General features: G+C 52.5%; 16 protein-coding genes. 11 read left to right on the top strand and 5 right to left on the bottom strand.

The window, feature by feature from the left end; all coding sequences use genetic code 11:
* Positions 1-353: 353 nt before the first annotated feature.
* The 8 genes from HJG54_RS17100 to HJG54_RS17065 all read left to right on the top strand — a co-directional run bounded on the left by HJG54_RS17100 (position 354) and on the right by HJG54_RS17065 (position 8,718).
* Positions 354-1,172 carry an ABC transporter permease gene (locus HJG54_RS17100; protein WP_051924714.1) on the top strand — a complete coding sequence of 273 codons (819 nt, stop codon included), beginning with the start codon at positions 354-356 and terminating at the stop codon, positions 1,170-1,172.
* A complete protein-coding gene (locus HJG54_RS17095) occupies positions 1,169-1,948 on the top strand; it encodes an ABC transporter ATP-binding protein (RefSeq protein ID WP_316430191.1) in 780 nt (259 codons plus the stop codon). Before HJG54_RS17100 ends, HJG54_RS17095 begins: the two co-directional genes overlap by 4 nt.
* A 150-nt stretch (positions 1,949-2,098) precedes the next feature.
* Complete coding sequence (locus tag HJG54_RS17090) at positions 2,099-3,889, top strand: sulfotransferase family 2 domain-containing protein (RefSeq protein WP_316430190.1); 1,791 nt, start codon at positions 2,099-2,101, stop codon at positions 3,887-3,889.
* On the top strand, positions 3,886-5,094 hold the full coding sequence (locus HJG54_RS17085) for a glycosyltransferase family 1 protein (protein ID WP_316430188.1): 1,209 nt from the start codon (positions 3,886-3,888) through the stop codon (positions 5,092-5,094). The genes HJG54_RS17090 and HJG54_RS17085 overlap by 4 nt, the downstream gene beginning before the upstream one ends.
* A 129-nt stretch (positions 5,095-5,223) precedes the next feature.
* Positions 5,224-5,688 (top strand): hypothetical protein, encoded by a 465-nt coding sequence (locus tag HJG54_RS17080; RefSeq protein ID WP_316430187.1) that lies wholly within the window; start codon positions 5,224-5,226, stop codon positions 5,686-5,688.
* A 534-nt stretch (positions 5,689-6,222) separates the two neighbouring features.
* Entirely contained in the window at positions 6,223-6,774 is a 552-nt protein-coding gene (locus HJG54_RS17075) for a glutathione S-transferase family protein (RefSeq protein ID WP_316430185.1), read from the top strand.
* Between the two features lie 115 nt (positions 6,775-6,889).
* Complete coding sequence (locus tag HJG54_RS17070) at positions 6,890-7,264, top strand: response regulator transcription factor (RefSeq protein ID WP_036006295.1); 375 nt, start codon at positions 6,890-6,892, stop codon at positions 7,262-7,264.
* A 20-nt stretch (positions 7,265-7,284) separates the two neighbouring features.
* Entirely contained in the window at positions 7,285-8,718 is a 1,434-nt protein-coding gene (locus HJG54_RS17065) for a HAMP domain-containing sensor histidine kinase (RefSeq protein WP_316430184.1), read from the top strand.
* Between the two features lie 196 nt (positions 8,719-8,914).
* Here HJG54_RS17065 and HJG54_RS17060 read toward each other — a convergent pair whose 3' ends face one another.
* From HJG54_RS17060 to HJG54_RS17040, 5 genes are all read right to left on the bottom strand, one after another.
* Positions 8,915-9,562 carry a chemotaxis protein CheB gene (locus HJG54_RS17060; RefSeq protein WP_316430183.1) on the bottom strand — a complete coding sequence of 216 codons (648 nt, stop codon included), beginning with the start codon at positions 9,560-9,562 and terminating at the stop codon, positions 8,915-8,917.
* Positions 9,562-10,407, bottom strand: a complete 846-nt coding sequence (locus tag HJG54_RS17055; protein ID WP_316430182.1) for a CheR family methyltransferase — start codon at positions 10,405-10,407, stop codon at positions 9,562-9,564. The genes HJG54_RS17060 and HJG54_RS17055 overlap by 1 nt, the downstream gene beginning before the upstream one ends.
* 4 nt (positions 10,408-10,411) lie before the next feature.
* Positions 10,412-16,534 (bottom strand): HAMP domain-containing protein, encoded by a 6,123-nt coding sequence (locus HJG54_RS17050; RefSeq protein WP_316430181.1) that lies wholly within the window; start codon positions 16,532-16,534, stop codon positions 10,412-10,414.
* A 460-nt stretch (positions 16,535-16,994) separates the two neighbouring features.
* On the bottom strand, positions 16,995-17,132 hold the full coding sequence (locus tag HJG54_RS17045) for a photosystem II reaction center protein K (RefSeq protein ID WP_035996575.1): 138 nt from the start codon (positions 17,130-17,132) through the stop codon (positions 16,995-16,997).
* 333 nt (positions 17,133-17,465) lie between these two features.
* Positions 17,466-17,984 carry a hypothetical protein gene (locus HJG54_RS17040; protein WP_316430179.1) on the bottom strand — a complete coding sequence of 173 codons (519 nt, stop codon included), beginning with the start codon at positions 17,982-17,984 and terminating at the stop codon, positions 17,466-17,468.
* A gap of 480 nt (positions 17,985-18,464) precedes the next feature.
* Here HJG54_RS17040 and HJG54_RS17035 point away from each other — a divergent pair, with 480 nt between their 5' ends.
* The 3 genes from HJG54_RS17035 (at position 18,465) to HJG54_RS17025 (ending at position 22,796) form a co-directional block, all read left to right on the top strand.
* Positions 18,465-19,256, top strand: a complete 792-nt coding sequence (locus HJG54_RS17035; RefSeq protein WP_316430178.1) for an alpha/beta hydrolase — start codon at positions 18,465-18,467, stop codon at positions 19,254-19,256.
* 126 nt (positions 19,257-19,382) lie between these two features.
* A complete protein-coding gene (locus HJG54_RS17030) occupies positions 19,383-21,059 on the top strand; it encodes a choice-of-anchor Q domain-containing protein (protein ID WP_316430176.1) in 1,677 nt (558 codons plus the stop codon).
* 717 nt (positions 21,060-21,776) lie between these two features.
* Complete coding sequence (locus tag HJG54_RS17025) at positions 21,777-22,796, top strand: glycosyltransferase family 2 protein (RefSeq protein WP_316430174.1); 1,020 nt, start codon at positions 21,777-21,779, stop codon at positions 22,794-22,796.
* Positions 22,797-22,864: the final 68 nt, after the last annotated feature.

The raw sequence follows: 22,864 nt of genomic DNA, 5'->3' as shown, positions 1-22,864 counted from the left end.
GTGTTTTGTTGGCCCAAACCTCTAGATGAGAAGCGGCTAAAGAGTTCCGTCGAGGTCTCAGCAGAGCATAGACTTCTACGATGTTGTGCCACAAGAAAAGCAGCCGCTGTTTTTTGTCTGCTCAGAGTGGGGTATTATCTTGCTTTGGAGTGTTTGTTAAGACAAGGTAACATTTAGAAATTGGCTCTCGTTTTGACCAGTTAGGGGAGGTAGGCAATAGCACTAGTCCTTATAGTAGGAACATTTGATCATTGGAAGTACTGAATTGAGGGCACTAAGGACGTAGAATCACTGTCAGTTAGAATCACTGTCAGTTAGGTAAGCCAAGCGACGCAGTTAGGAAGGTGGGGAGTGTGAGTGTAAGTCAGCGAATTCGCAGGAAGGGCAAAGTTAATCTATTAGGTAACAACCGCAACTGGGAGAACTATCGGGACATCCTGATTGTTCTGCTGCAAAAAGAGCTGAAGGTGCGGTATAACAACAAGCTGCTGGGCTATCTGTGGTCGATTGCCAATCCGTTGGCGGCAGCGGTGGTTTACTTTGTGGCGTTTCAGATTTTGATGCGGCTGCGCGTGCCGGACTACCAGTTGATTTTGCTAACGGGCGTGTTCCCCTGGCAATGGTTTACCAACGCGGTGGGGTCGGCGTCGAATGTGTTTGTCGGCAATGCTTCGATTATTAAGAAGGTGAACTTTCCCCGCAACATTGTGCCGCTCTGTATGGTGACGAATCACATGATCCACTTCATCATGTCGATTCCGGTGATCGTCCTGTTCCTGCTGTTTTATCAGCGGGTGCCTAGCCTAACTTGGCTCTATGGAATTCCTCTATGGCTAGTGGTGCACTTCTTTATGGTCTACGGCATTGCTCTAGGTCTAGCGTCGATTAATTTGTTCTTCCGGGATTTGGAACGGCTGATGAGCATTGTGCTCAACTTCGCGTTTTACCTGACTCCGGTACTGTACCCCCTCGACCTAATTCCAGAGCATGTGCGTCACTATATGTTCTTGAATCCGGCAGCCCCCCTGATTGCTGGTTGGCGCGAGCTGCTGCTCGATGGCAGAGTCGAGTGGTTGTTTCTGGCCGTGAGTGCGGGTTATGCGGCGCTGTTTTTTGCGATTGGTATGGTGATTTACCGACGCCTGTCCTGGAAATTTGCAGAAGTGCTATGAGAGAACCGGTCATTAGTTTCTACAACGTCAGTAAGTCCTATCCGCTCTACGGCCATATTCGCGGGATCAAAAACTTTTTGTTTAACTTTCCCAAGAGTCTGACCTCGATGCGGCAGGAACGATTTGAGGCGCTGTCGAATATCTCGTTTGAGGTCTACGAAGGCGAAAATTTCGGCATTATCGGCAACAACGGAGCCGGGAAAAGCACAACCCTAGGGCTGATTGCAGGCGTCTTGAAGCCGAACAAAGGCCGGGTGGTGGTGCGGCGTCGAGTTTCGCCATTGTTGGCGTTGGGAGCGGGCTTCCATGCTGAACTGACCGGGCGCGAAAATGTGGAGCTGAATGGCGTGCTGCTGGGGCTGACTCGCAAGGAAATCCGCCGCAAAATGGACGAAATTATTGAGTTTTCGGAGCTGGGCGATTTTGTTAACCGTCCGGTGCGGGTTTATTCCAGCGGCATGCTGGCGCGGTTGGGCTTTTCGGTGGTGGCCCACCTGGATCCCGAAATTCTGCTGATCGATGAGGTGCTGGGCGTTGGTGATATTCGCTTCCAGAAGAAATGCCTCGACAAGATGATGAGCTTCAAGGACGGCGGCGTCACTATGGTGCTTGTGACCCATTCGGTCGCCAGCGTCATGAACATCTGCGACCGCGCCATGTGGATCGATAACCATCAGGTGCGGATGATGGGCGACCCGGCAGAAGTGGTCGAAGCTTACTGCGCCGCCTCCAACGTCCCAATCAACACCAATGCCGTCAACAAAGCCGCGCTTTAAATAGTTTTGAGGTTTGAGTTTTAAGGTTTGAGTTAAGAGTCGGTTTGGGCTACTCAGCTTAGAACTCAACACTTGAAACTTCAGTATCGAATCGAGTTTTGAATTTAGCTGATTCAACTCAAAACTCAAAACTCAACACTTAAAACTTCTATGAGAAACTTTCCCACCCAGTACAATCTGCAAGCCGACGACGTTCTGTATTTTTGCCATATTCCCAAGACAGCAGGCATGACCTTCCGCACAATTGTGGAAGATCAGTTTCATTGCAGTGATGTCTGTCCGGCGACGCTGAATGCCCAGTTGGCCAAAATGTCACCAGAGGAGATCCAGTCCTACCGGCTGTTTCGAGGACACCTCGGCTTTATTAACCTGCCGGAGTTGCTGCCAGGGAAACAGGTGATCAATGTCACGGTGCTGCGGGAGCCGGTGGCGCGGGTGATTTCCCATTACGAATACATTCGCCGCATGCCGGGGGACCCCCACTACGAAGCGGTGAAGGACATGACGCTGGAGGAGTTTGCCCAAAAGCTGACGGCAGGCAAGGTGGGTAAGAATATCCAGACCTACCATGTGGCGAAAACGGCCCAGTTTAGTCTGGAGAGTCTGTCGCCGCAGGAAACGCTGGATTTGGCGAAGGCGAGTTTGGATGACTTTGCCTTTGTCGGCCTGGTGGAGCGGTTTCAGGATTCGCTGTTTTTGCTGTCCTACATCTTTGGCTGGAAGCCGATTTTCAACAGCCGGAAGGAGAACGCGGCGGGCAAGCAGAAGGTGGTCCAGGAGATTCCGGCCAGCACTCTAGAGGTGATTCAGGCCAATACGCGATTGGATGATGTGCTCTACCGGCATGCCAAGGAAATTTTTGAGGTCCGGTTCGCGGCGATGCAGCGCGATTTGATTGACCGCTTTGGAGCTGAGGTGGTGCCGGAATTGGTGGACCAGCCGGACCCGCAACTCTCGTCTGAGCAGCTAGCCACCCTGCTGGAAAAACACTATGACCAACGCTATCGGGAGCTGCATCCCAAGCCACCCAAGGTTGCCCTCTACGATTTTTGTCAGCCGCTGCGGGGCACGGGTTGGCAACGGCGAGAGTATTTTAACCAGGATCCGCTGGCCTATCGCTGGATTGGTCCTACCCCCTCAGCCACGCTCGATATTCCCTTCGATACCAGCACCGATGCCTATCTGGAATTTCAGATGGTGGGTCTAACGGTGACGCTGCCAGAGCTGATTAAAACCCTGAAGCTGGAGGTGAATCAGCAGCCGCTGCCCTATGATTTGCTGTTTAGCAACGAGGGGCGACAGATTTTGCGGGCCTATGTGCCCCAGTCTGTCTTGCAAAGCCAGCGGCCCTTTACCAATATTCAGTTTGAGGTCAGCCGCACCATTTCGCTGAATTCGATCAACCCGCTGAATCCCGATACTCGCTTGGTGGGGTTGGCCTTCAACGTGGTGCAGCTTTTGCCAGCCGCTAAAGTGACCGAACTCAGCATTGTCGCACCGCAATTCCGGTTTGCCCCCTGGCAGGAAACAGTGGCGTTTATGCGGCAACAAGCCCCGCCGGAGGAACCAGTTGTAGCGCCTACTGTGTTTAGGATCCAACTGCCCAACCCGATTACGGACTACAAGACGTTTCTCAAGAAGGGCGGCTTTCCCTGGCTGATTCTGCACAAGGGCATGGTGGAGACAGTTGATACTGTGCTGTTTAAGCTGATCGGGCAGGGGTTTGCGCCGGTCTATGCCAATGAGGTGTTTGTGATCTTTTCCACCCATCGGCATTTGCCCAAACTTCCCTATACCAGTCCCCATGTCAAGCCACTCTATGTGGACTACCTGAAACGCCAGTTAGCAAAAGTGACCAAACCGATTTGGCGGCGGGTCGTGTCCTCTGGTCAGAAAAATCAGGGTCAGACCAAAGCCCAGCCGAAACTGAACGCGAAGTGACGACTGCAATCGAAGAGGCCGGTATGGGTTCTAGTCAACCGCTAGTGGTGAATTTAGCCTTTGTCGGCCAAAAACCAACCGGCTTAGCCACCTATGCCATCAACTTAATTCCTCACCTCCAGGAAACAGCCCTCACCCTCTTGGCCTCAGCCAGTTTTCTACCGCGCCTGCAACAGCTCACTCCCCCCATCTCCCCTCGTTCGGCGAGGCTCACGAGCCGCATCTCCCCCACCTCCAGCCTCACCTACTACGAAGTCCCCGCCAACCTCACCTACGAGCAGGGCAAACTCGGTCATTTTCGCCGCATGGCCTGGACCCAGTTTGCCGTACCGCCGATTTGCCGGAAATTGCAGGCGGGGCTGCTGTTTTCGCCCGTACCCGAAATTCCGCTGGGGCTGCGCTGTCCGGCGGTAGTCATGGTGCATGATGTGATTCCGCTCCGGTTTCCTCGCTTCACCTCGCCCCTGACCCATTATTTCCGCTATTATGTGCCGCTGGTGTTGCAGCAAGCCCGCCATATTCTCTGCAACTCGCAAGCTACGGCGCAGGACTTGATCGATTTCTATGGTGTGCCGGTCAGTAAGATTACGCCAATTCCCTTAGCCCACGACAGCGCTCATTTTCGTCCGGTGGGTGCAGGCGAACCCAATCCTGAACCAGACCCTGAACGGCCCTATTTCTTCTACGTGGGACGGCATGATCCGTACAAGAACCTGCATCGCTTAATCAATGCCTTTGCGGCGCTGCCCCAGGGTCAGGACCACGAACTCTGGATCGCCGGATCCGCCGATCCGCGCTTTACCCCCAGCTTGCAGACCAGAGCCAGAGAATTGGGCCTTGCCGAACGGGTGCGGTTTTTGGATTACGTCGCCTATGACCAACTGCCCGTGCTGCTGAGTCGGGCTTTGGCAATGGTGTATCCCAGTCTCTGGGAGGGCTTTGGCTTTCCGGTGCTGGAGGCAATGGCCTGCGGTGCGCCTGTAATTACGTCTAATCTGTCGTCCCTGCCGGAAGTGGTTGGCGATGCGGCGATGCTGGTTGATCCCTACAGCGAAGCCGCTCTGACCACAGCAATGCACCAAGTGGCTAGCGATCCCCAGACCCGAACCCAACTGCAAACCGCCGGTTTAGCCAGAGCCAGTCAGTTTAGCTGGACTAAAACGGGACAGGCTACTAGCACGGTGCTGAGGCAATTTCTAGGATGAATTCACAAGATGAATCCACGAAGCGTTACATGAATATTTAAGTCTATCTGGGTCGAGAAGCAGCAAGCAGAGCAACAGAAGGATTTAAAATTCAGAGAGCCATAATTTTTGACGATTTGAGATTGCCCTATGACAACCGCTGCAACCTACCCCAACGCGCCCGATGTGTCGGCAGACGATTATGTTCTGATTGGTCTGGCCACCTGCTTTATCAAAGCCGACGGTGAAGTCTGCCAGGTCAAAATTGCGGAGCCGATTCCTTCGGCAGCGCTGGAAGCTCTCGTCAAAGGCATTCCCACCTCCTATGAACTGGCGGTTGCCACTACCCTGGGAGCCGTTTTACCCGCAGAAGAGCCGCAGCTCCCTGCTGATTTTCCGCCGGAAACCCAATTCTGCGATGACTTTGCCTACCGAGCCATTGCCGCCGCCCGCACCTACAAGAGCCGTCCCGAAGCCCAAACCCACGTTCCTCTAGGCACTCACAAAACCGACTTCAACTATTCCACCGAGCGCAAGCGCGTCCTCAACTCGGACCGCATCGTCAAAACCGAAGACAACGTCAAGCAGCACGCCTACACCCATCAGGTCCTTTAACAATTAGGAAGTTTTGAGTTTTGAGTTTTGAGTTTTGAGTTGGGGGAGGGTTGAGGTTTAAGTTTTGAGTTTTGAGTTTTGAGTTTTGAGTTTTGAAGCTTGCTTTTGTGCAGCAGTGTTTCAAGAAGGTTGAATGCAATATCGCTTTGGGGAGTTTTGAGTTTTGAGTTTTGGGGTTTGAGGGGTGTTTGAAAAGCCCCCTACATCCCCTTTCTGGTATGCCCGTTAAGGCTACAGGTTGGGGAACTCTCAAACCAGATTCCTCAAGAGTAGCGGCTATTCAAGTAGCATTTAGGACCTCTAAAACACGCTCTAACTCAAACCTCAAACCTTAAACCTCGAACCCCAATTCCACTCCCCCACCTCAAACCTCAAACCTCAAACCTCAAACCTCAAACCTCAAACCTCAAACCTCAAACCTCAAACCTCAAAACCCCCCCAACTCAAAACTCAAACCTCAAACCTCAAACCTCAAAACCCCCCCAACTCAAAACTCAAAACTCAAAACTCAAAACTAACAAACCTGTCTTCACTATGTTGAAACTTTACGGCGGTGCCCGCAGCCGCGCTTCGATTGTGCGCTGGTATTTGGAAGAACTGGGAATTCCCTACGAGTATGTGGTGCTGGACATGGCAGCAGGAGAACATCGGCAGCCAGAGTATCTGGCAATCAACCCGATGGGCAAGGTGCCTGCGATTGTGGACGGCGATTTTCGCCTCTGGGAGTCGGGGGCGATTTTGCTGTACCTGGCGGAAAAGTATGGCACACCGATGACGCTGGAACAACGCGCCGAGGCGAATCAGTGGATTTTGTTTGCCAATGCCACCCTCGGTCCCGGCATTTTTGTCGAAGCCAGCCGCGAAAAAGAGATGCCCCGCCTGTTTGGGCCGCTGAACGAACGCTTGCAGCAGCAGCCTTACCTGCAAGGAAACGAGTTCACCGTGGTGGATGTCGCCGTTGGCTCAATGTTGGCCTACATGCCCTTGATGTTGCAAATCAATTTTGAAGGCTACCCAGCTCTGCAAGCCTACGTCAAGCGCCTAACCGAACGTCCGGCGTTCCAGAAAACGATTGGGGCGCGATAAGGGGGCGCGATAAGGGGGCGCGAATGGGGGAACCGTGAGCAATTTACTTCTCAAGAAAGATGTGCTTCATTTAACATCGTCGGTACGCTCATGGACGATTGAATGGTGACGAAAAATGCCTCACGTTTTATTAGTCGATGATGAAGCTGCCCTGCGCGATAGCCTTTCCTACGCATTACAACGGGAAGGGTATGAGGTGACTACAGCAGCGGATGGATTGACGGCGCTGAAGCAGTTTCACAAGCAGGTGCCGGACATTATTCTGCTCGATCTAATGCTGCCAGAAGTGGATGGCATGGAGCTGTGTTGGCGGATTCGCGCCTTTTCCAACATTCCCATTGTGATGCTGACCGCGAAGGATCAGGATTTTGATAAGGTGCGGGGGCTGGAGGCCGGAGCCGACGATTACATTACCAAACCGTTCAACACCCGCGAACTGATGGCCCGCATCAAAACCGTTTTGCGTCGCCATAATGCTAGCCAATCCTAAATCGGTGGGCTGAAATCGGTATGGGCGCATTGCTGCAAAAGGCGCGGTTTCCCGTCTGGATTAAGCGAAACTCCTTTCAGGCCAAGCTGTTTGTGTCCTATCTGTTGCTGACCGGGCTGGGTACGACACTGATGGCGGGCTATCTGCTGTGGTCCTTTCATGCCTACCACATGCGCACCCGGCAAACGGATTTAGAAAACTGGACTGCGGCCCTGAGTGAGAGTGTGGCTGACTCGCTGGCTGAACAAAACGTTGAGCGCGTCAGGCTGCTGGTGCAACGGTATGGAGCACCCGAAACCGTAATACTGCGAGTTTTTACCCCTGAGGGCCAACTGCTAGCAACGTCCAATCCCAACGATGTCCAAGTGACAGATTGGCTGACCGTGCCTGGGGTGAAGGAAGCCTTGCAGAATCAGACCACGAGGGGCGTGGCCAAGGGGGTTTTGTCGAATGACGACCGGCTCTATATTAATCGTCCGATTCTCTATCAGGGGCAGATGCTGGGTGCGCTGCGGATGTCGATTACCCTGCAACAGTTTCAGCGCCAGTTTGCCTACCTGGTTTGGACAGTCTTGGGAGCGCTGTTGCTGACCGTTCTGTTGTGTGCCATTATTAGCGATCGCTTTGCGCACGGGCTGGCTAAACCAATTGAAATCATGCGCAACTTTGCGATCCGCATGGGCAGCGGTCACTTTGGCGACAAGCTCACGATCCGGCAAAGCAACGAGTTGGACCAGCTAGCGCTAGAGCTAAACCGCATGAGCGAACGGTTGGCTTCGTTGGATCAGGAACGGCGTGCCTTTCTAGCCAATGTCTCCCACGAGTTGCGCACACCCATCAGTAATGTCCAGGTAACGGTTGAGGCCCTGCGCAGCGGAGCCAATGAAGAACCCGAACTGCGCGACCGTTTTTTTCAAAACATTGAGGATGAAACCCGCCGTTTATCCCGATTAATTCACGATTTATTAGATCTGGGACGACTGGAGGCTGGAGTGACGCTGCTAGAACGGCAAACCGTTGTTTTGCGTAATTTGATTGATCGGGCGATTCGGGCTGTGGAGTCGCGCATGCAGGCAAAAGGCTTAGGGATTCAAGCAAACATTGCCGACATTCAGCTTCAGGGCGATCCAGAACGGCTGCTGCAAGCCCTGCTGAATATTCTGGATAATGCGATCAAACATTCCAAATCAGACTCGCAGGTGCAAATTTTGGCCTATCGGGAAGGAAAACAAGCGGTGATTACGATTCAGGATCAGGGTCCTGGAATTGCTCAGAACGTTCTGCCCCGCATTTTCGAGCAATTCTACACCGCTGACCCTTCACGTAAAGGCAGCAGCACCGGATTAGGCTTAGCGATTGCGCAACGAATTGTAGAAGCCCACGGTGGCCTGATTACCGCCAGCAGCGAAGTGGGGCAGGGAGCTAGGTTTACGATTCGGTTGCCGATGGAGTGAATGGGGGATACCAGTTCTTAGTTTTGAGTTTTGAGTTTTGAGTTTTAAGTTATGGAACCTGCACAATGTAGCCTGTTGAGCTTGGTGATCGGTAGCTCAATCAAAGGGAAATGGTATGAGTAGGTAGGGGAGTCACAACCCAAAACTGCAAAACTCACCCCTCACCCCCTACCCCCTACCCCTCCACTCACTCCTGCTAGCAAAAACAACTAACAAGAAAGGGCGCAATCATCGGCAGGGGCAGAATTTTGGCGGCACGGGTGGCGGCGATGGCAGCATTGGGCATGGTGCGGTTTTCGGCGGTGCTGGGGTCCTGAACGACAGCTAGCCCTCCGTAAGCTTCGATTTTGGCTAAACCCTGGGCACCATCGGCACTGGCTCCAGTTAGGATCACACCAATCACGCGCTTGGCGTAGGCATTGGCGGCAGACTCAAACAAAACATCGATGGAAGGGCGGGCGTAGGTAACGGGAGCTTCGGTGGAAAGGGCAAAATGACCAGGTTCAATCAGCAGATGGTAGTCGGCGGGAGCCAGGTAGATATGCCCAGCCACAATCGCCTGTTTGTCTTCGGCTTCAACCAGGGGCAGGGGACTCTCGTGTTGCAGAAAGGCGGCCAGATTGGCATCTTGGTGGCGGTGACGGTGCTGGGCGATGGCAATCGCGGCAGGACAGTTTGGCTGTAAGCCTGACAAAATTACCTCTAGTGCCCGTAGTCCGCCCAAGGACGCGCCAATCACGATCAGGTCAAAGGCGGCGGTTGCTGGGGTGCGATTGACCAACTCATGCCGGTCTGAGGTTTCCTGGCTTGAGTCTGGCCTCACCCTGTCGGGCTGGGAGCGCATCAGGCCATCCTCCGGTAGAGCTTTTCCTGGGCGTCCAGCTCTTCATAACAATGCTCAAACGGAGTCAGCTTCAGGGTTTCCTGTCGGCCCAAGCCCAACACCCCAAACATGCGCAGGCTTTCATACAGCAGCTTATGCACCTGCTCTTGCAAAACTTGGTTGAAGTAAATCAAGACATTGCGGCAGAGGATGACGTTGAACTCATTAAAGGATGCATCGGTGACCAGATTGTGGTGGGAGAAAACAATGTTGGCTTTGAGGGACGAACGGAAAATTGCATTGTTGTAGGCGGCCGTGTAGTAGTTGGAAAAGGCAGACTTTCCTCCGGCCTGGAGATAGAGTTGGGTGTATTCCTGCATCAAGTCGAGCGGAAAAATTCCGGCCTTGGCCTGCCGGACGACAGCTTCGTTCATGTCGGTGGCGTAGATGCGGCAACGGTCATACAGCCCTTCTTCGGCTAACAGAATTGCCATCGAGTACACCTCCTCGCCGGTAGAGCAGCCTGCATGCCAGATGCGGATGAATGGGTAGGTGCGCAGCAGGGGCACGGCTTTTTCCCTGAAGGCAACATAAAAGCCAGGGTCGCGGAACATGGCCGTGACACTCACCGAAAGCCCCATCAAAAAGCGCTCCATGCATTCGGGGTCATGCAGCACCTTTTCTTGCAGAGCCGAGATGGTGGCTAGTTTTTCAGCCCGCACCGCGTTCCAGATCCGGCGGCGTAGGGAGGCGATCGCATAGTCGCGGAAATCAAATCCGTAGTAGCGATACACCCCCTCTAGCAAGAGCTGGATCTCGATCTCTTCCAGTTCATTCGGGTAGGTTTTTGGCGGCTGAAGCGACATGTGCTTACCGATAAAGCCAGACTCTTAGCAACGATAGCAGTTGCTCGGTGTCTACGGGTTTGGTGATGTAGTCAGAGGCTCCGGCTTCGATGCATTTTTCCCGATCGCCTTTCATCGCTTTGGCGGTGAGGGCAATCATCGGCAGCGAGGCAAACTGCTCCATCTGGCGAATGGCCTGCATGGTCTGGTAGCCGTCCATTTCGGGCATCATCACGTCCATCAGCACAATGTTGATGTCCGGGTGGGTTTGCAGCATGGAGATGCCGTCGTTGCCATTTTCAGCATAGAGCACCTGCATCTGATAGCGCTCTAACAAACTGGTGAGGGCGAAGATATTGCGGACATCATCATCCACAATCAGCACCTTTTTGCCGGCCAGGATCGGGTCGGTTTGCTGAAGCCGTTCCAGCATTTGCCGTTTGGGGGCGGGCAGGTTGGCCTGAATGCGATGCAGGAATAGGGCGGTTTCGTCGAGCAGGCGTTCGGGCGAGCGCACGTCCTTGATGATCACGGTATCGGCGAGGCGACGCAGTTGGGTTTCTTCCTGCGCTGTTAATTCCTTGCCGGTGTAGACGATGATTGGAATCGGGATGGTGCCTGCGTTTGGCTCAGCTGAGGCCGCTACTGGAGATCCAACGCGCCGAATTTGCTCGATTAGCTCAAAGCCGCTCATGTCGGGCAGTCCCAGATCCAGCACAATACAGTCGAAGCGGTTGGTTCGCAGCGCTTCTAGGGCTTCTGCTCCCGAACCGACAGCGGTACTGGCGACATCACTATTGCCGATCAGTTCCACGATGCTCTGCCGCTGGATCTCGTCGTCTTCGATGATCAGCAGGTTTTTCACCGGACGTTCGATGAATTGCTTGATCGTGTTGAGGGCCTGGGCCAGCACCTCGGCGCTGATCGGCTTTTGCTGATAGGCGATTGCCCCCTGCTGCAAACTGCGCTGTAGTCCTTCTTCTACCGACATCACATGCACCGGAATGTGGCGCGTGTTGGGGTCATGCTTGAGGCGATCCAGCACCATCCAGCCATCTAGAATCGGCAGTCGGATATCGAGAATGATGGCAGCGGGCTGAAACTCCTTCGCCATTGCCAGTCCGGCATCGCCGCGAGTTGCCACTAGTCCCTTGAAGCCCTGTTGCCGCACCATGTCGAGCAGAATGCGGGCGAAGTTGGTGTCATCTTCGATAATCAGCAGGGCACGATCGCCGGGCTGAATGATTTCCCGATCGTCTTCTAGCTCGTTCTCCATCAGCAGCGTCACGGTGGTTTGCATCTGGGATGAAAGACCAGGTTGGGCTGGCGTGGAGTCTGGGGCGGGTTTGGAGGTCAACAAACCGTCTCTGGCGCGGGGACTGCCGGCAGGAATGTAAGCCTGGGGTAAGTAAAGGGTAAAGGTGCTGCCCTGACCCGGTGTACTGGTGAGCCGAATCTCGCCACCCAAAAGCTGGGCAATTTCGCGGCTGATCGATAGCCCCAGTCCGGTGCCGCCATACTTGCGCGAGGTGGTGCCATCGGCCTGCTGGAAGGCTTCAAAAATCACCTGCTGCTTGTCGGGAGCAATGCCAATGCCGGTATCGCTAACGGCAAAAGCAATCACCGTATCCGCCCGATTCAACGTTTCCTGGTGAGAACTCCAGCCCTGGGTGGCGACGCTGACGCTGAGGCTGACGCCGCCCTGCTCGGTGAACTTAAAGGCATTGGCCAGCAGGTTCTTCAGCACTTGCTGCAAGCGTTTTGGGTCAGTGTAGATGGCGCGCGGCAGATTGTCCGCAACGTTGATCGAAAAGTCGAGTTTCTTGTCGATTGCCACCTGCCGGAAGGTGCGCTCCAGATAGGTTTGCAGATCGGTGAAGGGCGTTTGATCGATCTCGACCGACATAGTGCCAGACTCGATCTTAGCCAGGTCGAGAATGTCGTTAATCAGCTCCAGCAAATCGTTACCAGCCGAGTAGATGGTGCGGGCATGCTCGATCTGCTTGGCCGTCAGGTTGCCATCCCCGTTTTCGCTCAGCAGCCGTGCCAGAATCAGCAGGCTATTCAGCGGCGTCCGCAGTTCGTGGGACATATTGGCCAGGAATTGAGATTTGTATTTAGAAGTCAGGGCCAACTGTTCGGCTTTTTCTTCTAGCGACTGGCGTGCCTGCTCGATTTCTTGGTTCTTGCGCTCCACCTCGCGGTTTTGCAAAGCCAGCAGTTCGGCTTTTTCTTCTAGCTCTTCGTTGGTTTGCTGGAGTTGCTCTTGCTGACTCTTCAGCAGTTCTTCGGACGCCTTCAGCGATTGGGCTTGCTGCTCTAGGCGCTTGTTGGTTTCGGTTAGCTCTTTCTGCTGGGTTTGCAGTTCTTCGGCCAGGGACTGGGACTGTTTCAGCAGTTCCTCGGTGCGCATGCTGGCGGCAATCGTATTCAGCACGATGGCGATACTCTCGGTCAACTGGTCAAAGAAAGTGAGGTGAATTTCGCTGAAGCGGCGGAAGGAGGCCAGTTCAATCACCGCTGTCACCTGACCCTCAAACAGGACGGGTAGAACCACCGCATTTAAGGGAGTAGCTTCGCCCAGGCCAGAACTGATCTTGATGTAATCGTCGGGCACCTCGGTGAGCAGAATTCGCTCTTTCTCTAGGGCGCACTGACCCACCAGCCCTTCGCCCAAATGGAAGCGATTGGCCAGATGCTTGCGTTCTCGGTAGGCATAGGTGCTGAGCAGCTTCAGGTAGGGCTGATGTATTTCGCTGGACTCCATCAGGTAGAACACACCATGCTGGGCCGAAACCAGAGGAGCCAGTTCGGAGAGGATGAGCTTGGACACGGTTTCTAGGTCGCGCTGCCCTTGCAGCATGCGGGTGAACTTGGCCAAGTTGGTCTTGAGCCAGTCTTGCTCGGTGTTCTTCTGGGTAGTTTCGCGCAGGTTGGCAATCATCTGGTTGATGTTGTCCTTCAGGACGGCAACTTCCCCTTCGGCCTCGACTGCAATTGAGCGGGTCAGGTCGCCCTTGGTCACGGCGGTGGCTACTTCAGCGATCGCCCGGAGCTGCGTCGTCAGGGTGGCCGCCAGTTCGTTCACGTTGTCGGTCAAGTGTCGCCAGGTTCCAGCCGCACCGGGCACCTTCGCCTGCCCGCCGAGTTTGCCTTCGATGCCCACCTCGCGGGCCACTGTTGTCACCTGATCGGCAAAGGTCGCCAGCGTGTCGATCATCTCGTTGATGGTGTCCGCCAGGGTTTCGATTTCGCCCTTGGCTTCTAGCATTAGTTTGCGCTTCAAGTCGCCGTTGGCTACGGCAGTCACGACTTTGGCGATGCCGCGCACTTGGGCCGTCAGGTTGCTAGCCATGAAGTTGACGTTATCCGTGAGGTCCTTCCAGACGCCAGCCACCCCCATCACATTGGCCTGACCGCCCAGTTTGCCTTCAGTGCCCACCTCACGGGCCACCCGCGTTACCTCCGAGGCAAAGGAGTTGAGCTGGTCCACCATCGTGTTGATCGTGTTCTTCAGGTCAAGGATCTCACCCTTCACATCCACCGTGATTTGCTTCGAGAGGTCGCCATTCGCCACGGCTTTTGTGACTTCGGCAATGTTGCGCACCTGCCCGGTCAGGTTGCTGGCCATCGAGTTGACGTTGTCGGTGAGGTCTTTCCAGGTGCCGGCCACACCCCGCACATAGGCTTGTACGCCCAGCTTGCCTTCGGTGCCCACTTCCCGCGCCACCCGCGTTACTTCGGACGCAAAGGAGCTGAGCTGGTCCACCATCGTGTTGATCGTGTTCTTCAGCTCCAGGATTTCGCCCTTCACGTCCACGGTGATTTTCTTGGAGAGGTCGCCGTTCGCTACCGCCGTTGTGACTTCCGCAATGTTGCGCACCTGGGCCGTGAGCGAGCCTGCCATCGAGTTCACCGAATCAGTCAGGTCCTTCCAGGTGCCCGCCACCCCAGGGACTTGGGCCTGCACGCCGAGTTTGCCCTCGGTGCCCACTTCCCGCGCCACCCGTGTTACTTCTGAGGCGAAGGAATTGAGCTGGTCCACCATGGTGTTGATCGTGTCCTTCAGCTCCAGGATTTCGCCCTTCACGTCCACGGTGATTTTCTTGGAGAGGTCGCCGTTCGCTACTGCCGTCGTCACCGCCGCGATGTTGCGCACTTGAGCAGTCAAACTACCCGCCATGAAGTTCACGGAATCGGTGAGGTCTTTCCAGGTGCCCGCCACACCTCGCACATCGGCCTGCACGCCTAACTTGCCTTCCGAACCCACTTCTCGCGCTACTTTAGTCACCTCTGAGGCAAAGGCACTGAGCTGGTCCACCATGATGTTGATCGTGTTTTTCAGCTCCAGGATTTCGCCTTTCACCTGCACAGTAATTTTCTTCGAGAGGTCGCCGTTGGCGATTGCCGTTGCCACCTCAGCAATATTCCGCACCTGTCCGGTCAGGTTGCTGGCCATCGAGTTGACGTTGTCGGTGAGGTCTTTCCAGGTGCCCGCCACACCCCGGACTTCTGCCTGCACGCCCAACTTGCCTTCGGTGCCCACCTCACGGGCGACCCGCGTCACCTCTGAGGCAAAGGAACTGAGCTGGTCCACCATGGTGTTAATTGTATTTTTCAGCTCCAGGATCTCGCCCTTCACATCCACGGTGATCTTCTTCGAGAGGTCGCCGTTCGCTACAGCGGTTGTGACTTCTGCGATGTTGCGCACCTGCGCCGTGAGGTTGCCTGCCATTGAGTTGACCGAATCAGTCAGGTCTTTCCAGGTGCCCGCCACACCCCGGACTTCTGCCTGCACGCCCAACTTGCCTTCGGTGCCCACTTCCCGCGCCACCCGCGTTACTTCGGACGCAAACGAGTTGAGCTGGTCCACCATGATGTTGATCGTGTTTTTCAGCTCCAGGATTTCACCCTTCACATCGACGGTGATTTTCTTCGAGAGGTCGCCGTTGGCTACAGCCGTTGTGACTTCGGCAATATTCCGTACCTGAGCCGTGAGCGAGCCAGCCATGAAGTTCACCGAGTCGGTCAGGTCTTTCCAGGTGCCGGCCACGCCCCGCACTTCCGCCTGTCCACCCAGCTTACCCTCCGCACCCACTTCCCGCGCCACCCGCGTTACTTCCGAGGCAAAGGAGTTGAGCTGGTCCACCATGGTGTTGACGGTGTTTTTCAGCTCCAGAATCTCGCCCTTCACATCGACGGTGATTTTCTTGGACAGATCCCCATTCGCTACGGCAGTCGTCACTTCCGCAATGTTTCGCACCTGGGCTGTGAGGTTGCCCGCCATCGAGTTGACCGAGTCGGTCAGGTCTTTCCAGGTACCCGCCACCCCAGAGACCTGAGCCTGCACGCCCAGCTTGCCTTCCGTTCCCACCTCACGGGCGACCCTTGTCACCTCCGAGGCAAACGAGTTAAGCTGGTCCACCATCACGTTGATCGTGTCCTTCAGCTCCAGGATTTCGCCCTTCACGTCCACAGTGATTTTCTTGGAGAGGTCGCCATTCGCCACCGCTGTGGTCACTTCCGCGATGTTGCGCACCTGCGCTGTCAGGTTGCCGGCCATCAGGTTTACCGAATCGGTCAAGTCCTTCCAGGTGCCCCCCACCCCAGGAACCTGAGCCTGCACGCCCAGCTTACCTTCCGTACCCACTTCCCGCGCCACCCGCGTCACTTCCGAGGCAAAGGAATTCAGCTGGCCCACCATTGTGTTGACGACATAGGCCGTTTGTAGAAACTCGCCTTGCAGGGGTCTGCCTTCAATTTCGGTGGCGATCGCTTGAGTCAGGTCGCCATGCGCCACTGCTCGAATCACCCGCGCCGTTTCTGCGGTTGGCTGCACTAGATCGGTAATCAGCGTGTTGATCGAATCCACCGAAGCTCGCCAGGAACCCCGCGCACTGCCTAGGGAAGCCCGCTCATTGATTTTGCCTTCCTTGCCAACGACCGTACTGATGCGTTCCAGTTCATCGGTCATCCGTTCGTTCATCTCAATGATGTCATTCAGGGCATCAGCGATTTTGCCAGCTATTCCCGTCTGATCAATCGGCATGCGAACAGAGAAGTTTCCTTTTTTAACCTCGGTCAATGTCCTGAGAAGCTGTTTGAGGTCGAGGCTATCGGTATCGCTGGGTGCTTGTGCAGTGGGCATAGATCGATTCCTTGCAGAGAAGTGAGACAAGAAATTAGACAAACAGTGCTTGCTCTGCACCAATTTCAGAGCGAACACTGTGAATGACAAATAGCGATGTGTAGTAAGTGACTCAGGTATGCAGTTCTACGTGGCGGCAGATAAAGATAAAACTCTGGACTGGTTGGACTCCAAAAGTTGTACCCGCTCTATCCTTGTCCAAGAGCAGACATACCCGCCTTCTACCTTAAGATGTATGGCGTTGCGCTTTCCCCTACCGAAAGATAGATGTGGGATTAGATACTTGGGGAGGCAAGAGTCAGAAGGCAGGAGGCAGGCTTTCCAGATCTGGAGAAGGGGTTGGTCTATTTATAAAAGGGGTCAAGCTTAAACCGCCCAGCAAAAAGGGCACCTTGAACCAGTGCCCTACTACGATCGATGCTTGCTGAAACTTATCTTGTCAACAGAAATTTTTTGTAGATTATCTAAAACCAACCGAGGCTTGCCACACAAACGCCAGAAGCAGGAAAAACACGGGAATTACCGGCAGCACGTCAACCAGGGGGTCAAAGATCGAATAGGCTTCAGGTAATTTCGCTAGCAAAAGTGCCACTTCCATGAATCAATCTACCTCTCCAACACGAATTTCATAATTGCCACAGATCTTAACACGTTGTTGTATCAGTTTTGAGTTCTAAGTTTTGAGTTTTGAGTTTGCTTTCGCGCGTTGCTGGAGGCAGTAGCAGTGTAGCGGAACTTGCGTGATGCTCCAGTTGAGCAAGGCAATCTGTAGCTTAACTAGAGAGGCATAGTATAACGGCAGGTCATGCCACCTAAATTTAGCACTGCTTTGCAGAAGCGAACTCAAAACTCAAAACTATACGCTGTGCCTAACGGCAGGCTCCGCTAACAAAACTCAAAACTTAAAACTTAAAACTCAAAACTTCTCAAATCACGGCTGGGGCAACAGGAATCCTACGCCCGGTTTGCGGATCATGTAGCGAGCTGTATCTTCGGACGGAGAGCGATACAGAATCAAGCCATTGCTGTTGGGCAACAAGTAAAAGCGATAGACAGCTTGGGCACGGGCAAGCTGCTGGTCTCGTGGAATTCCGGCATTTTCGGGGAAGTAGCCAGCTCGTTCTACAACTTGATACCCCTCCAGAATTTGAGTTGCTGTGTCATAGATCAAGCGAAAATCACCCTCGAAGTTAGGATCCACTTCCAGTTCGGCTAAAGTCCCAGTCGAGAGGGTAATATCCGTTTGGCTTTCCCAGTCTGATAGACGAGTCAGCGGTAAAACCCCATGCCGGATTTCCGATTGGGCAACAGCGACTTGCCCCCACAGCACAATGCTAGCCAGTAGCGACAGCAGTGATAGGATCGGGGACGATAGGGCCGATAAATTAACCTGCGGTGTAGACTTTAGTTGACCGAAGCTTGGCTGAACGTTTGGCTGTGCGAATTTCAAGGGACGGAACTCCTTTTCAACCTGATGATTCAGAGGCTATTGCCTAATCTGGATACTACTCTTTTTGCCGCTCAAGTTTGGTGATCTGCTACCAGGCTTAGTCCAAATTTAATTGATTCACCAAACTTTTGTTACCAGCAGTTAGAGCGTTAGTCTGTAGCCTGACCAGAGAAAAATCATAGGAAAAAATAGGAAAGAAATAGCTGTCGGATAAGGTGATTGATTGCACCAAAAAGAAATCAAAAAAGAAATCAAAACTGAGTCGTGAGCAGGAATTTACTAATTGACTCTAGCATTCTCAAACCGTACTAGTGCTCATTGCAATTAAACTGCGAATTCAGCCAACTAGAATAACGATTGAGCTTACTGACAATTAAGTCTGTGAACAGCATGGAGTCTACCCTACGGTACTGGACAAAGATTGAAAAAGCAATTAGCTTGGTCACAGCATTGATTGCAAGTCGAGGCTAACCATATTTGTTGGTATCCAGGCAAATTAACTTAGGCGACTATCTGATTTCGTACAAGCACGGAGGGAACGGGCTTGACTCAACTCCGCTGCTGTTTATTCACGGTTGGGGAGTTTCAACTGAACCCTATCAAGAGATTTTGGATCAGTTGGCTCAGCACCATGTTTTAATTGCACCAGATTTGCCAGGAACTGCCGACTCGAAAAGCGCTCAGCCGCTAGAAGATTATCAGAGTTATGCCAAGGCTCTGTTGCTACTGCTAGACGCACTGAACATTGAGAAAGCTCACGTGATTGGTCATTCGTTGGGCGGTGGCATTGCAATTATGATGGCAGCACTTGCCCCTAACAGAGTTAGAAGCCTGGTTTTGGCAAATAGCACGGTGAGGCCAGCTGATCCGCTCTGGGAAATGCTAGTGCGACGCATACTTGAAATTCTGATGCAGTTCTCAATTAGTAAGTTGAAGCTGCAACTCATCACCGTTCCTCAGGTCTTACTCCACAATCTTCTATTTAACCCCCATCATCTGCTTCATTCTTTCAATCTCGTTATTCAGAAAGACTTAAAGACCTTACTCTCCTTGATTCAAGCCCCCTGCCTAATTTTATGGACAGAGCAGGATTTGACAACGCCAATTATGGTTGCCCATCAGCTCCTGGAACGCATTCAGCAATCCAAACTTGTGACGATACCAGAAGGATTTCACGAATGGGTTTTGTTGCATCCTAAAGAAGCAGCATCAATCATCACGAACTTCATCAATCAGGTTGAGGAAGTATCATCGCCAGATTTGACAAATTAGGTGCCTGCCATTAGGCTAGAGCAGTTCAAATCGCCTGTTTTGTGTCATAGCTTGTCTCCACAATTCCTGATCAGTTTCCTGTTGCATGAAGAATGGATAGAACTGTTGTAGAGATATACCATAATCATGCCTAAATCATATTACGTCTCAGGACAAGGGAACGATAATAGCACGGGTTTGAGTTCAAATTCGCCCTTCCGAACGCTACAGAAAGCAGCTGATCTGACTCAACCCGGCGATACAGTCTATGTAATGAATGGCACGTATACCTACGCAGATCCCTTTGATAGTGTTCTGAATATTAGAAACTCAGGAACAGCAAATGCTTGGATCACATACAGGGCTTACCCGGGCCATGTTCCTAAGCTAAAATCTAATAACTGGAATGCGATTGAAGTGCAGGGAGCAGCCTATATTGTTATTGACGGACTGAAGCTAGAAGGTAACAACGACAACATCAAACTTGGATACGCACTTTCCCAAAAGAACAATCTCGGTAATCCAGCAACATCGGGCAATGGCATCGGCATTCGGCCCTCACGACAGGGACCTAGAAAGAACCCGCATCATATCATTATTCGCAATAACGAAATCTCCAAATTCGGTGGAGCAGGACTCTACACCAACAGTGCCGATTATGTGACGATTGAAGGCAACAGGGTTTACAACAATGCCTGGTATTCGCCCTACGGCAGCAGCGGCATCTCGGTAGGCGGCTGGAATTCCGATAGCTCGACTGGCTACAAAATTATCATTCGAGGTAACAGCGTTTACGGCAACCAGCAGCTTGTGCCCTGGTACAAAGTCGGACAAATTACCGATGGGAATGGAATCATTGTAGACACAGGTCGTAACTCAGACAACGGCGTTCCGGGAGGGGCATATACAGGTAGAACCCTAATCGAGAACAATGTGGTGTCTAGCAACGGAGGACGCGGCATTCATGTGTACAAAAGCGATCATGTTGATATCATCAACAACACCGCATTTCAGAACTCGCAGCATCCGGATATAAGAGACGGAGAAATTACTGTAGTTGAAGCCAGCGATGTGCGGGTTCTCAACAACATCATGTATACCAAAACTGGACGCCCGGCGAACATTGTTAGTAATGCAACCAAAATTGTCTATGACTACAATTTAGTTTTCAACAGCACTACCTTCACGAGCCTTGGTAACAACAACATCGTAGGTCAGGATCCGCTGTTCGCTAATGCTTTGATTGGTGATTTCTCTCTGCAAAGCGGCAGCCCTGCCCTAGATAAGGCAGGTGGACTAACGGCTGCCAAAGACCGCTATGGCATCAATCGTCCGCAGGGAAATGGTGTTGATATTGGAGCAATTGAGAGACCGATGGGTGGAAGTCCATCCTTAACAACAGTGAAAGGTACAGGCGGTACTGATAGTTTAACGGGAACAGCGCAGAACGATCGCCTCAGCGGATTGGAAGGGGATGATCGGCTGATTGGACTAGATGGCAATGATCTGCTGCAGGGCGGCTCCGGCAATGATCTGCTCTCTGGTGGAAATGGCAATGATCGGTTGATTGGCAATGGCGGCAAAGACCAATTGATTGGCGGCACAGGGCGTGACATATTTGTCCTGAAGCGTAGAGATGGACGCGATGTGATTCAAGACTTTAGAGACGGTTTAGACAAAATTGATCTCGTAGGCGATCTGCGCTTTAGTAATTTGACTGTGCGGACTCAGGGACGCAACACGCTGCTGCAAGTTGGCCAAACGGACCTTGTTCTAATTCTCAATACTCGTCCGAATCAGTTCACAACGGCTGATTTTATCTGACTCAGGCGCTGATAGAGCTGTTGCCTGGGATTGAACTAGCTAGTGTTGCTCGAACTGTGTTGCTCGAACTGTGTTCCCTGAACTCGCTTCACTAGAGTTGAACTTCGCCTCAAACCTCAACTCAAACGGCATCGGAGACAAAAATGGTCAGTTAAGGTAGCCCGTAAATTTACTCACGGTTTTAACTGCTTATCCCGCAGATTTACGGAGTCAATCTGCTCCCTGTATCCATTTACTTCATTAGAACTTCACATAACAGCCGAGATTAGCTAACTTGCAACCAATTAATATAAAGTTATCATGAAGCACGTGCAGGAACCTCTATCGGGTTACAGGAGACATGTTAGAAAAATTACGTGTTACACAACGCTGCACTTTCACTCGGCTGTGAGGCAGGTTGGGGTTTTGCTCTACGTTCCGGCCAAGTTTCCGGCTTTCGGCTCTAGCATTTGCTATCAGGCCAAGGCTGGATGGACGAGAACTTGAGGACTGTTGATGCAAACTTGGTGATTGAGTCCCTGCTTTCAGAGCTGAGTCGGTTGAGAGTGTTCCGCTGAGGCTGATGTTTACAACAAGTTTTCTGTTTGACTCTGTTACGGTCAGTGCATTCCGTACTGCGCGTCAAAGCAGATTCGTACAGTTTTTGGATCCATGCCGGTTCATACGGAATCTGGCGTGAGCTTTGTGCAGCCTAATCAATCAAATAATCAGAATTAGATGAGGAATACTTTTGTGCAACCTGAAGTTTCCGTGATCATAACTGCCTACAATACGGCAGCATATATTGAAAAGGCGATTAAAACAGCACTGTCGCAGACGCTTAAAAACATCGAAGTTATTGTTGTTGATGATTGCTCTACAGATGCTACTGTTGAAGTGGCTAAACGCATTCAAGATGAGCGGCTGACAGTAATAACCAATCCCAGGAACATGGGAGCAACAGCCTCCAGCAATCGGGCAATTCGAGCCACATCGGGCAAGTGGGTTGCTGTTTTAGATTCAGACGATTGGTATGCGCCAGAGCGATTAGAGCGGTTAGTCCAGGTTGCTAATGCCCAAAATGCCGATGTGATTGTAGATGACCTGTTTCTGATTCGTGACGGTGAACCCGCTCCTTGGAGTACGCTGCTGAGCGAAAGCGGTGAAACAATCCCTCACATCTGTCGAATTGATCCTGTCTTCTTCGTCAAAACGGATGTCTACGGCCAGCGAGGGCTGCATCTTGGGTTAACCAAGCCCCTATTTAAACGAGAATTCCTCTTGCAGCACAGCATCCAGTACGACGAAACTCTGACTTCTGCCTATGATTTTTGGATCGATATGGAATGCTTTATGCATGGCGCAAACTTTATTTTGGTGCCGGAGCCATACTATTTCTATCGTTCTCGTCTAGGGTCTTCCGTGAGGAGTGATCGGATTTATTGGTTAGATGAGTGCTGCCGCAAAACCGCTGACTTTATGCAGCAAGAAGTAACCCAGCAATTTCCAGAACTGGTAGACGCTTTAGCCCAACAGCTAGCGAATTTTGAGCGTATTCGAGCTTATTACCGCATCGTGCAACCCCTCAAGCAAGGTCGCCTGCTAGCAGCCTTGGCTGCTCTAGTCAGAAATCCTACTGGCTTTGCACACCTGCTAAATCAACTGCCTGCCATTCTAGAACGAAGAATCCAATATTTTGTCTTCAAAAATGAGACGGCATTTGAAATGTTGCCACGTCGCCAGAAAATGCAAGCATGACCATCACTAATACCTCCACAGCTGGCTATACTGCCATCTCATTCTGCACCCACTCTATCTACCTACCT

The organism is Leptolyngbya sp. NK1-12, from assembly GCF_032598965.1.
Lineage (GTDB): Bacteria > Cyanobacteriota > Cyanobacteriia > Elainellales > Elainellaceae > Elainella.
This window is presented reverse-complemented; position numbering and strand designations above follow the sequence as displayed.